The sequence below is a fragment of the Dyadobacter sp. NIV53 genome (genome assembly GCF_019711195.1).
In the GTDB taxonomy this organism is placed as follows: domain Bacteria; phylum Bacteroidota; class Bacteroidia; order Cytophagales; family Spirosomataceae; genus Dyadobacter.
In genome coordinates this window covers 6,273,677-6,287,289 of sequence record NZ_CP081299.1, presented here as the reverse complement: position 1 = coordinate 6,287,289, position 13,613 = coordinate 6,273,677, and the positions used below count along the sequence as shown (strand labels likewise).

Below are 13,613 nucleotides of genomic sequence, written 5' to 3'. Positions count from 1 at the left end.
TACGGATGTATATGCGCTATATCAGGCGAAGTTAGTTAACGGTTATACGAAGATAAGGGATATATGTAATCTTAATATATTTCTTTCATCATAAGTTTATTTCAGACAAAGTTAATTCTTAATAATATTACATTAAAGGACAAATAGTGGAATTTTATCCCCAACATTTTAACTTGCTAACAATTATATTATATACAAAGTTTACAAAAAATATGACGAAAATATGTGCTGAATATAAAAAAGACAGGTTATCGCTAGTAAAAATTTAAAATTTTTAATTAGTCCGATCAAACCGAAATTCTGTTTTAAAAATTGTCAATATTGCAATCAACCAAAAGAACCTGAATAAAATTTTCTCCGTTGCTTTATTAAAATCATGCCAATTTTTAGGATAAAAAACCTATTAATTACAAATGCAACCTGTTTTTATCCATTTCAGATTGCATTTGTAAGTTTCAGTAAGACTAATATTATTCAGGGCAATTAATCTATATTGATAATTTTCGCAACTCTAAAACCTGATAAATACTCAACCCTGACAATGTAAAAACCGCTTTTTACAATGCCATTCAGGGGAATTCCGGTTGTGAATTCACCTTTTTCATTCGTTACCCCTTTTATAAATTTAATCATGTTGCCCGTTTTATCGTACAGATAAATACTGACCTTTTCCTGGCTGTTAAACCTTTTGAGCTGAACTGACAACGGACGCCCGTCATTAGGATTAGGGTACACTTCCAGGCTATGATCCATTAAACCGTCATCATTAATTTCCGCCTGGATATTTTCAAATTCAATGATATCACTTTCCAGCGCATTGTTGATATCAACTTCTGTTACTGAATTATCCATGCTGGTTATCAACAGTTTCGCATAGCAAGCGAACTCAGGTGCCGCAGCTTTAGCATATACTTTAAATGTTACCGGGCTATTTTTGCGTATTCTTAATGGAGATTTTTCAGTTGGCAGGTTTACATCAGTAATCCTGAATTTTGCTGCGTCAGGTCCGGTAATGCGGATACTTTTCACCCTCAGAACATCACCGCCTTTGTTACTTACAGTAATATCATATTTCTTGTTCTTAGCCTGAACTTCATTGCTTACAGGTTCGTAGCTCGCCGCAGTTCTTACAGCCGGAGCAGGTCCTGTTTGCGCCTTTAACAGCGTTATCTGTGATATTAAATTAGGGCTGTCATTCCAGTTATATTCTACTATATACAAATTCCCGTTAACCACATCTTCCACAATATCAAGCGGATTGCCGAATCCCGACATGCCCACGAGCCCATTATTTCCCGAACCGGTAGTAACCTTTACAATATCATAAATACTGTCGTCATTACCGGAATAACTGGTTTTCACTTTGGAACCCGGTTCCATAACGGCGATGTCTCCTCCCCCGGCAAAACGACACACAAGGAGTTTGCCTTTTAAAATACCACCAAATGTGTTGCTTTTATATTCCAAAGCCCCGTTTGGTGAATTATTTAATCCAAAATCATAAGCAGCCGGCCGATAATTAACGTCAGTACCAACAGATGGGAAATATTTATTATTATCCATAAATCCGCGGTTCAGAACATATTCACCTCTCAGTGGATTTGGGTGCCCGAAATAACCAACCGGCATGGCAGGATTAACCCTGAACAGCCAGTCGTGCTGTACAGCAATGCCTGTTGTAGCAGTTACTTCTGTCCCGTTATAAAATGTGCCATTTGGCCTTCGGGTACCGGTTACCGAAGCCGGAGAGTTACCTCCACCTCCCGAACCATTCGTGGGCAGATAAAGCTGGCCATTGGAATGCCACACCAAATCATAAGGATTACGAACACCAGATGCATAAATAGTTAAAGGCGAGCTGCTTCCATAAGGATTGTAGGTACTGTCGCTCATAGTCACCGAAATGGACGGTGCATTATTGATCAGGTTTTGGTTTGAGGTAGTCTGAACATTCAAGGGTAAATTGAACCCGCTGAGCTTTACCAGATCAAGCCTTAGCACGGCACCTGAAAGTAACACTTCTTCCCGTTGCCAGTCACCATCGTAAGATCCTGCCGAACTCATACTTCCCTGGCAAATATACAAGGCGCTATCCGGCCCGAAAGCGAGGCTGTTGACCAGATGGTCTCTTTTTGAACGCGGTAGTTTAGTAACGGCCAACTGTTCATTTTGCAGATTATCTCCCTGTAAACGCGAAATGTTACCGTCAAAAGTCGGTGCCGAAGCCAATCCTTCTGATGAGTGGGAAACCCATGCAATCAAATTAGATGCGGTTGACAGTGGATCAAAAACCAGCCCAACTGCCGAACGGTTACCATATTTATTGACCAGCGTACTGATGGTAAATTTACTGCTCAGCATACCATCTGCATGATTGATATTGTAACGTTCAATTGCTCCGTCAAGCCTGAGTGCATAAAACCTGCCATCGGGCCCGACGGTTAAAGAAGTATATTTCTGATTCTGCGTACCGGGAATCGGCACTTTGGTAAAATGGGCATTCAGAATATTGCTTGAGTCAATTTTGGCTGCTGCCGTAGTAAAGGTTGCTTCGTATGGTGAAAAACCTGCACCTGTGTAGGATTGCACACCGGACGTAATTACGAATTTATAAACTGTATTGGCTTCAAGGCCGCTCGATGGCGAGAAACTGATTACATCACCTCCACCCGTTCCCTGCACTACTCCTGCCACTTTGGTACTTGTACCGTTTACAATTTTAAGTAATTTAACAGTCGAACTATCAATGGTGCTATTATTAACCCCGCCCTTAAATCCCTCAACAATAGGAATATGTAAATTATTAGCAGCGATACTGACCGTACTTAAAGCAACCTTAGTCGAACCATTAGCCGGCGATGAAGAAATTACGTAGGGTTTTGAACCATCTACTACGTTAATCTGAATGTCAAATGCTGCGCTGGTAAATCCGGCTGAGGTTGCTTTAATTGTTGCCTTGTAAATTCCTATTGCCAGATTTTTCGCCGCCGAAAAATCAAAACTTACATTAGCCTGTAATCCTGTAGGAGACGGGTTGAAAGAAAGCCATCCTGTCGCACCTGACCCATAATTTGCTGTGAGTGTGTAACCGGATGCCGAACTCGTGGAACTTCCCAGCACAATCGAAAATGAACTGTTTTCAGCAGATCCTTTTTTTATAAGAACGTTTGTAGTTTTCGACGCCCAGAATAAATAAGGAGCCAGCGAAACCGGTAGAATATTGACTGAACAGATTTTGGTATTTGTACCTCCATCGGCATTTATAGTCAGATATTCATCCGTGACATTGATCCTGGATGTAACGTATTTAAAACGACTGTTAGTCCCTTTTTTTCCGTTTGGAATAAACTGGTTTATTACATTCACCCCTTCAATATTAATGGAATGGAGTTCAGGAGAAGTGTTTACCAAACCATCGCCCACAGCGACGGTTACGTCATAAGTACCATTCAGCACTTTCATTTCCCAGTATGCTTCCGTTTTTGTACCAGCAAAAGTCCCGGGGATGTCATCGGCTTGCATATGGAATAACGTAGCCAGTAAAATATCTTCCGGCGTATTACGATTACGGCCGTTCGCTGTCAGGTTGACAACAGTTCCATCCGAGCGTTTTCTCCAGCCATATTCCAACCCTGCACCCTGATACTGCCCGGTCCGTACTCCGTATGCCTGCCCATAATCACGCACATAACCCAATGGAGGTACAGTTGCAGCATCCTGAAAATTTACATCACTGACTTGTGGCTTGCTATCTTCAATTACATGCAGATCGATGAGAAGCGTTGCAGTCTGATAATTATCCGCAGTACAAGTCACCAGAGCCTGGTAATCCCCTACCGGCATGTTGGAATTAATGTTGTCCGGGCCAAATTGTAAAGTGCGTGATTTTGCCGGCAGAGTTAGCCAGCTTGCTTCCGTTTTAGCAAAAATATACGAATTTGTTGTCGGGCTTGTTGTCAGATTTACGGTCTGCGGCAATATCGTTTGTCCTTTCAATATGGTAAAACTTATTCTTTCCTTCGAAAAAGAAAGGATTTTAGGCGCATTCGGATCAATTACCGTGAAATTATAGGCAGATACAATTTTCTGGTTCCCGTTAGCATCAACAGCTTTGATTTTTAAATTATAATCACCCGGGGTTTGTATGGCAAAAGGTACTGTATAATTAATGTAGGCTCCGTCGTTTATCGCATATTGCAGGATTGCCAGGCCTGATCCGCCCTCATCTGCTGCTGTAATAAATATCTTAACCTGATCATTGTAAACATCTGTGGCATATACCGAACCTTCAAAACGGGCATTCGTTACCGGTGCAACCGTATCAGCAACTGTACTGGCGAGGCTGAAACTCAGGTAAGTCATTTTGGTTTTTACTCCGCCGGTTGCATTAATTGTAAGCCTGCCGTCATTAACCTGAACAGTTGCTGTTCCAACGCGATATTTTTCGTCAGCAGAAGGAATAAAATCACTGACAACGGGTAAACCTTCCACATTGATCTGGTGATCGCTGTCGAGATAATCGCTGTCACCTGCTCCTACAATTACCGTGTATAGTCCATTTGGGACAATATGTTCCCATACTCCCGGCTGCTCATTGTCCGTATTGGACTGCATTTCTACCAGCGTTCGTTGTTTTACATAGGTAGTATCACTCCGCAAACGCATATTAGCCCGATAATCGGATGGATTTCCGGAATATGCACTCAACCAGCCAAATTTCCTTGAGGATGCAAACGGATTTCCGTAATCCGGGGTGAAGCCTACTGCCAATGGAGCCCCCTCAGGCAAAAAATCTATATTGACAGCCTGATACGCAGTTTCGTCGTAAACGCTAAAATAATAGACATTTGTAACGGTTTCATTATTATTCGCATCAACAGCCCTAACAGCCATGCTGTAACTTCCCGGTGTGTTAATCACAAAAGGAGCAGTATAATTGGTATATGTACTTCCATTCAAAGTGTACTGCAACTTGGTCAATCCAGACCCGCCCTCATCTTTGCCTGTAATATATACCTGGACCTGTTTGTCGTAAACTCTTGCTGATTTAAGTGTACCGACAAATCTGGCACTTGCAGTTGGCGTAGTAACGTCCGTTACTGATTTTGCAGGTGCAAAAATCAGATAATTCATTTTAGTGTTTGTTCCCCCCGTTGCATCTATAGTTAATCTCCCGTCATTGACCTGCACAGTTGCCGTAGCAACCCGAAATTTATTCGAAGAAGATGGCGTAAAATCCGAAACAGCCGGTAATCCTTCTACGTTAATCTGGTGATTACTATCATAGTAATTATTATCCCCCGCACTTACTGTAACCGTGTACAAGCCGTTCGGTACCGTATATTCCCAGCTTCCGGGAGCCTTATTATCCGTGGTAGACTGCATTTGCACGAGCGAGCGTTGTTTTGCGTCCGTAGTCCCGCTTCGTAATCGCATGTTGGCACTGTAATCCGATGGCTGCTGAGTAGCCGTATTCAGCCAGCCATATTTACGGTTTACATTAAAAGCCAGTCCAACATCGGCCAGAAAACCATCAGGTGCAGTCGTTGTTTTGGGAAGGAAATCAATCTGAACAGTTTGTAATACGGTCGGTGTAGTTAAACTGCTGATACCGAAATCATCAAAATTGTAAGTATCAGGGTTCGATCCGTTACGGTAAGTCGCAAAAATTCCGCCGTATGCAACACTGTCCGTTAAAGCCATACCGGTAACACTAAGCTCCGGCAACGCATACGTCATGCCCGCATTAATGAATGTGATACCTCCATCTATTGAATAATAACCTGCAACCGTACCAGCCATGGAATCAATCACCATTCGCAATTGTACGGTTTTTGTATTCAGATTACTGATTACGGCGGTAATGCGCTGGTCAGGATTACTGGGCCCTGCTGTTACACTGGTCACATCATTTATTTCTTTTCTCAGCTCAACTTTATTACCCGTAACGCCCAGCTTAATGTATGTCTTATCGTTACGACCATACCATAACCCGCCTTGCTGGGATGCCGTTTTATTCACAGGATTGATCAGCTTTACTTCAAGCTGCACTTTTCTGGTTGGTTTAATTTTCACGCCCAGAACATTGAGCTGGTTGTTATTAGTCAGGAAATCGATGCCCTTATTGGCTACAAGCTGTAAGCGCCCACCGGTGACCGTTATTTTTGATGGTTCATAACCAGGAACCTGAGTGTTCGTTGGCTGACCATCCGCTGTAAGCCGTGTTCCCGAATAAGTATTTACTGTAGTAAATCCGGTTCCTACACCATTTTTATCGGTGATTGTACCAGCAACGGCGGCATTAAATGATAAAGAATAAGGAAGGTCAACTTTAAGTGCCGAACAGGACAATGTACTGATCGGAGAACAACCTACTGCTAATGTATCGGGATAACCAGACGCTTCAATTGTTTTATGGAGGGCCGGAATAGCTTTGCTGTAAGCGTTAGAAGAGGCTGCGAATACAATCAGTGTGAATTGTATTTTTAAAAATAATATTAAATGAGATTTAGAATTAAAGTACATAGTTTTTGTCATGATTATGTTTTAAGCTCATCTAAAAATGTACCAGCCTGAAATCCCCGCAACAGCAAAAAAACAAAGTTCATAAATAAAACAAGGATTGCTGTTGGTTGAATACCGTCTGAATAATAAGAAGACTCATTGAATTGTAAACCTGAATATGGAAATGCATTTAGCTTTTTACGGCCATTACAACATTAATAAGTGATCCTTTTTCCGCATAAGATTTCTTAGTTATTAGTGAAAACGACGATATCTTAAAAAAAATTGGGAGGGTAAAATATAGATTCAAATAATTGCGGGGTTTCTGAATAAATCAAGCAAATTATTTTTTAAGAAGATTGATATAAAATTGGTATCGGTCAAATCCGGATTACTAAAACACTATATCAGATAAATATTGTGGAAGGAGTGTAACGGATCTGCAAATAACGTAAAATTATCAAATCAACGACTTATTATTTAGAAAAATTATAATAAAACGGGCAAATTCACACATTAAACAGGCAATTCAATTAAATTTATTTGATAAATATTTTCGAATCAACTTTTAAAACAAAACCACCTGTTTCCATTTGAATAATTATGAGTTGCATTTTTAGAAACAAAATAACTAATTGACCAACAAATAGTTGCTCTTATCTTATAAATTAATAATTACCGATAAAAGCTTATTGACATTCTATTAAAAAAATTCTACACAATAAATATCCGCCTGTTACAATCCATTATATATTAAGCAGTTCTTTTCATGATCAAAAAACAGATTAGCAATGTTTTATTTGATAATCCTGGCCATCTAAATATGATAGCAACTTAATTAACTATCATATATATACGCAAACAACTTAGATTTTTTAAGCTTTGATAATTTCAATTATTTCTTATACTATATCACGAAAATTTTCATCAAAATTTCAATTTTATCAATATAAACATACTTTATTTAACTTAAAATATCATTTTATTTTGATTGGAACTATTGGGCAGGTATTTTTGAATTTTGAATATTTACCCTAAAATTCATTCACATAGATGTTATCAGAAGAAGTACAAATTTGTAGGATATAAAAGCTGCATCTATTAGATATAGTTTTATTACAAATAAAAAATTAATTGAATTTAAATAATATTTTCAATACGAATCATACCGTTAATACAAGTAAGAAATATTCAATTTATACCTAAATAAAAAGTTGAAAATCAATAATTACTATTCATTAAATGACATTATTGACAATACGATATATTTTGCGTAAAATTGCATTTTTTGTTTGGTTCCTATGGAATTAATTAGTAAATTAAATGTTGAAAATAACGAATAATAAGGATTGGATACTCTCAACCATTAGTACAGAAAAAGTAAATAAGTAAACCCCTATGAAGAAATTTTTTACAGGTCTCAACCCTCTTATTTCCGGATTATTAATTGGTGCAGCAGGTGGTACAATCGGGACTTTAATTTACAATGCAATCAAAAATACCAAGGTTTGGAACAGTTTAAGCTTTCTCTTTGACTATGCCTTAAAACTTGTGAATATAACTTACAAGCTCCCACTGTTTTTGGTTATCATCCTTTTGGTTCTTGGTGTCGGAGTTTCATTTTTTTACATTTCCAAAACTACCAAATCGTAATTATTGACCGTTAGCAAAATAAAAAAGAGGCTAGAATGCCTCTTTTTTTATGAAAATAGTCAGGAATTTTCCGTTACTAATTCTCTCAAAACTTTCTTTATTATTTTTTTGATTTTTTCTGGATTTTGCGCGCCGGTTTATTCGCCGGAGTTGTAAGTGTTAGCGGTGCCTGATCAGCATGTGCACGTAAAAGTATAATCTGCGAGGTAAGATTTGGGCTATCGTTCCAGTTATACTGAATCAGATACAGGTTCCCGTTTACTACATCTTCCACTATATCAAGCGGATTGCCAAAACCTGACATACCAACCAATCCGCTGTTTCCTGAACCGGTTGTTACTTTTACAATATCATAAATGCTGTCGTCATTTGCCGGAGTACTGGTTGGGACGAACGAACCGGGCTCCATAACAGCGATATCACCGCCACCGGAAAATCGACAGACTAACAATTTGCCCTTTAAAACGCCGCCAAATGTGTTGCTTTTGTATTCCAAAGCGCCGTTGGGAGATTTGTTTAATCCAAAATCATAACCTCCACGATATCTATCATCGGAAGATACCGAGGGTAAATACAAGGGATTATCTTCAAAACCACGGTTTAAAACGTATTCGCCCCGCAGCGGATTGGGATGGCCATAATAACCAATAGGTTTGGATGGATTAATGCGGAACAACCAGTCATGCTGTGCCTGTATGCCATTTGTAGCCGGTATACCAGGGCCACTATAAAATGTACCATTCGGCCTGCGAGTGCCTCTTACCGAAGCAGGAGAATTACCACCGCCGCCAGAGCCATTCGTGGGTAAATATAATTGTCCGTTAGAATGCCAGACCAGATCAAACGCGTTACGTACTCCCGACGCATAAATAGTTAGCGGAGCACTGCTGCCATAAGGATTGTAAGTGCCGTCACGCATGCTGGCCGATTTGGCCGGAGCATGATTGATCACGTTCTGGTTGGATGTCGTTTTCACATTCAGAGGCAGTACGAATTTATTCAGCTTGTTAACATCTAATCGCAGAACAGTTCCTGCAAGCAGGCTTTCGTCGCGCTGCCAATCGTCATCGAAAGAACCCGCCGAACTCATACTCCCCTGACAAATATACAGCGTCCCATCCGGCCCAAAAGCCATACTATTTACAAGGTGATCTCTTTTAGAACGAGGTAGTTTGGTAATTGCCAGCTCCTCAAATTGTAAACTATCACCGCTCAGGCGTGAAATATTACCATCAAAAGAAGGTGCAGCTGAAAGGCCGGCAGAAGAATGTGATACCCAGGCAATTAAATTGGTTGGCGTTGATTTTGGATCAAAAGTCAGCCCGATTGCCGAACGGCTGCCATATTTTTTAACCAGAGTGCTTATAATTTTCTGGCCGGTCAACATGCCGTCAATGTGATTTATATTATACCGCTCAATGGTTCCGTCCAGGCGCAAAGCGTAAAACCTGCCGTCCGGGCCAATTGTCAGAGTGCTGTATTTTTTGTTTTGTGTCCCCGGCATAGCAACTTTGGTAAACTGGGCATCCAGAATATTACTGGAGTCTACTTTGGCCGCATCGGTAACAAAAGTGGATTCGTAAGGCGCAAACTCAGCTCCGGTGTAAGATTTCACATACGGAGTTACCACAAACTTATAAATTGTATTTGCTTCCAGACTGGCCGATGGAGTAAAACTGATCGCATCACCGCCCCCGGTTCCCTGCACCACACCTGTCACCTCGATCAAATTTTTATCAACCAGTTTGAGCAATTTGACACTGGAATTCGTGATTGTTTTATTGTTAACACCTCCTTTGTAACCACGCGCCACCGGTATATGAAGATTGTTAGCCGCTATACTAACTGTATTAAGGCTTACTTTCGTCGAGCCATTGGCAGGTGAAGAGGAAACAACATATGGCTTTGTTTTATCTACCACATTTAGCTGAACGTCAAAACTTGCGCTGGTAAACTGCGGTGTCATGGCATAAAGTGTGGCTTTGTAAATTCCAACCGGCAGATTCCTGGCCAATGAATAATCAAAGGAAATTGTTGGTTGTATTCCCAAGGGTGCCGTTTTCAGCTTTATCCATTTAGCTGCCCCTTCTGCATAACGAACACCGATCGTGTAGGACGACGCCCTGTGATTGGAGCTGCCCAGAACGATCGAAAATCTGTTGGTTTCAGCCGAACCTTTTTTGATAATGATGTTGGAGCAATTGGATGCCCAGAATAAATTCGGAGCCGGAGAAACCGGAACAATGCTCGCAAAATTAATTTTAGTACTCGTTCCTCCGTCGGCATCTATTGTTAAATGTTCATCGGCCACATTTACCCTCACAGTAGCAGATTTAAACCGGCTTATCGTGCCCTTTTTACCATTTGGTATAAATTTATTTATTGCATTGACACCTTCTACATTGATACTATGGTATTCGGGCGCCATGTTTAAAACCCCATCTCCAACCGAAACAGTTACATCATAGATACCGTTGGGCACTTTGATTTCCCAGTACCCTTCCGTTTTTATACCACTCCACAAACGATGGATATGATTAGCCTGCATGTGTACCAGTGTGGCAAGCAATACATCTTCCGGAGTATTACGGTTACGTCCGTTCGCCGTCAGGTCCAGCAGACTTCCATCTGATCTTTTCCTCCATCCGTATTCTAATCCCGCACCCTGATATAAGTCTGTCCGTTTTCCAAAAGCCTGACCGTAATCCCGGACATAACCAAGCGGTGGTTCGCTTTGCGGATCCTGAAAATCTACATTAATAGGTTGCGGCACCATTGCATCAACTACATGCAGATCGATAAGTAAAGAAGCGGATTTATAGCCTTCGGCACTGCACGTAACCAAAGTATGATAATTACCAGCATCCAGGTCGGAGCTAATATTTTGCGGGCCGAATTCTAAAAACCGGGAAGTTTTTTTTGCAAGTTTGAGCCAGTCTGCTTTTGTTTTGGATAAACTAAACCATGCTATTGCCGGGCTTCCCGTAATCTTAACCATTTGCGGAAGTATGCGTGTACCTTTTAAAATGGTAAAACTCAGCTTACGAACTGAAAACGAAAGTGTTCTTCCAACAGTAGCGTCTATGATCTGAAATTTATAATCATCGGCAACGGTCTCATTATTACTGGCATCAATTGCCTTAATTTTCAACCTGTATTTACCAGGCTTTGTGATGGTCAGCGGCGATGAATAATTAACATATTTGCCATTGTTTAGAGCATACTGCAAAGTTGCCAGCCCGGATCCGCCGGAATCGCTGGCAGTAATAAACACCTGTGCCTGGTTTTTGTAAACCGCTCCTGATTTAACCGGCCCGGAAAACCGTGCATTTACCAAAGGCGCAATCGTATCGTTCACTGGTTCTGCCCTGCTGATATTTACATAATTCATTTTGGTATTAAACCCGCCTTTTGCATCAATTGTCAGCTTACCATCCGTAACCTTTACGGTTGCAGTTGAAACACGAAACCGCTCTTTGTAAGATGGCACAAAATCACTGATTACTGGTAATCCCTCTACATTGATCTCATGATTACTGCCATCAAAACAATCATAATCGCCGGCACTTACGGTTACTTTATAAAAACCATTTTTGACCATATATTCCCATGCACCCGGTACCTGGTTTTCAGTAGCTGCCTGCATTTGCACCAGCGCCCGCTGTTTTGCGTTTGGCGAGGTTTTCCTTATCCGCATGTTGGCTGCCAGGTTCACTGGTGCTTTTGTTACGGGGTTGACCCAGCCATATTTGCGTTCTTCACTAAAAGGCAGACCAATATCAGCTACGTAACCATTTGGAGCAGAATTGCCTTCGGGTAAAAAATCAGCATTGAAATTTTCACCGGCATCCTTTCCGTCACGATTTCCTGAATCACCGGAGGATGGTAATAAACCGGTAGTATATGCTGCGAATTTTATGTTTAGCCAGTTTATTGCAGCTGTGAGCTGGTTTTGGTTCTCTGTCTCACCAGTTGTATCCGCCTTTGTCTTTGCAAATAAAGCTGCATTCTGGTTGGTAAAAGTACCAGTGATGGCTGTATCAAATATGGAAGTGAAGGACAGGTTAGCTTTGGGAGTGGAGTAAGAAAACTTATCAATGGGCGGGCAAATATTCGGGAGAGCTTTCTGGTAATTTATTTCCCTGGTGGTATTGGGATTTTTGTTATTCGGATGTGAAGATGGCCTACCATTTACAGAGTTGTTAAAAGTGAGGATCAATGCAAAAAACAAAGGTACCTTATAGAGTAACGATGTTAAATGATTGTATCTAGGGTGCATAGTTTTTGTCATAATTTGTTGTTCAAATATTTGACTGACCAATTGGCTTAAAACTGCCACAAGTCAACAATTTACTTGACCATAATGCTTCTGCTCTTAAAAAAATCAGCAGCTTATCATAAGGCAAAAAGAACCCATAAGCTTTCAAAGCAAACAATATCCCAACAAGACGGACAAATTGACGTTTAAAGCGGGCATAAAACATCTAAATAATGTGGGTTTGTCCTAAACTTTTATCGGTCATCATAGTAAATCTTCTATTAAAACATTTATGGCCTTATCAAAAGAACTGAATATTATCTATTATCATGATAGACAAAATAAAAATAAATAGTCTCTCTATCGCAAACTGGCAAACAAAGGATTTGTTATTATTCCTCTATGTTACGTATAGTTGAAACGGCTGTTTATAGAAATTATTTCATCGCAATTTCACGAATTTTAAATTAATTATCAAAAAAATTCAAAAAAACGGCCTGGCCAACTATCAAATTATACAATTTGTACCAGGCACATTACTACATGCCAAAAATTGCGTTTTATCCTGACTTAGAAAGCATACTAAGTTCCTGTCTAATATCCCTATATAAGTTACTGGCTTATTTTTAACTGATTATCAATCCAATGAATCGCTGAATGTAAAATTTTGAATGATCAGTTTGAGCCCGATATAAATTATCTCTTAAAGCAGATCATTGTAGCCAAATCTAAAAAAGTTTATATTAAATATAAAATGCCCGGGTACGATTATGAATTTACAATCCCGATTTCAAAATTAGTATAGATTTCCTTACACCGGATTTTTCATATAAATATTATTTTACAAAAAATGTAATAATCTTATATTGACTATCCCTGGCTCTTCTGTTTTCGTTCAAAAAAATCCCACTATATGTTTTGATTTGAAAATATCAATAATAGAAATAAATGGAGAATAATTTAACAAAAATTAGTCTTATTCAAGCAGATTTACTGGAAGTTTTCATTCAATATACTTACCATACTATTTACTATTTTTAAAAATGCTTATAAATTATAAAATTAGTTCGCAACCTTAAATTATTATAGCTAAGGTTTTTATTACCAATTTAACACACTTTCAATATTCAATAAATATAGTTTCTAGTACTAGTATTGATTCATGATTCTAACGACTTGATAAATTACTTTTTTGCCA

At 39.6% G+C, this 13,613-nt stretch carries 4 protein-coding genes; 1 reads left to right on the top strand and 3 read right to left on the bottom strand.

All coding sequences use genetic code 11. The features are described from left to right. Window positions 1-483: 483 nt before the first annotated feature. Window positions 484-6,537 (bottom strand): OmpL47-type beta-barrel domain-containing protein, encoded by a 6,054-nt coding sequence (locus KZC02_RS25895; RefSeq protein ID WP_221391310.1) that lies wholly within the window; start codon window positions 6,535-6,537, stop codon window positions 484-486. A 1,365-nt stretch (window positions 6,538-7,902) separates the two neighbouring features. Between KZC02_RS25895 and KZC02_RS25890 the strand changes: the two genes are divergently transcribed. Beyond that, complete coding sequence (locus KZC02_RS25890) at window positions 7,903-8,157, top strand: hypothetical protein (protein WP_221391309.1); 255 nt, start codon at window positions 7,903-7,905, stop codon at window positions 8,155-8,157. Window positions 8,158-8,257: 100 nt separating this feature from the next. On the opposite strand, the gene KZC02_RS25885 is transcribed toward KZC02_RS25890, so the two are convergent. Beyond that, window positions 8,258-12,448 (bottom strand): Ig-like domain-containing protein, encoded by a 4,191-nt coding sequence (locus tag KZC02_RS25885; RefSeq protein ID WP_221391308.1) that lies wholly within the window; start codon window positions 12,446-12,448, stop codon window positions 8,258-8,260. Window positions 12,449-12,458: 10 nt separating this feature from the next. After that, a complete protein-coding gene (locus KZC02_RS25880; RefSeq protein WP_221391307.1) occupies window positions 12,459-12,641 on the bottom strand; it encodes a hypothetical protein in 183 nt (60 codons plus the stop codon). Window positions 12,642-13,613: the final 972 nt, after the last annotated feature.

Excerpts from the sequence above, each read along its gene's own strand:
- KZC02_RS25880 (WP_221391307.1), bottom strand. The coding sequence starts at position 12,641 with ATGTTTTATGCCCGCTTTAAACGTCAATTTGTCCGTCTTGTTGGGATA.
- KZC02_RS25885 (WP_221391308.1), bottom strand. The coding sequence starts at position 12,448 with ATGACAAAAACTATGCACCCTAGATACAATCATTTAACATCGTTACTC.
- KZC02_RS25890 (WP_221391309.1), top strand. The coding sequence starts at position 7,903 with ATGAAGAAATTTTTTACAGGTCTCAACCCTCTTATTTCCGGATTATTA.
- KZC02_RS25895 (WP_221391310.1), bottom strand. The coding sequence starts at position 6,537 with ATGACAAAAACTATGTACTTTAATTCTAAATCTCATTTAATATTATTT.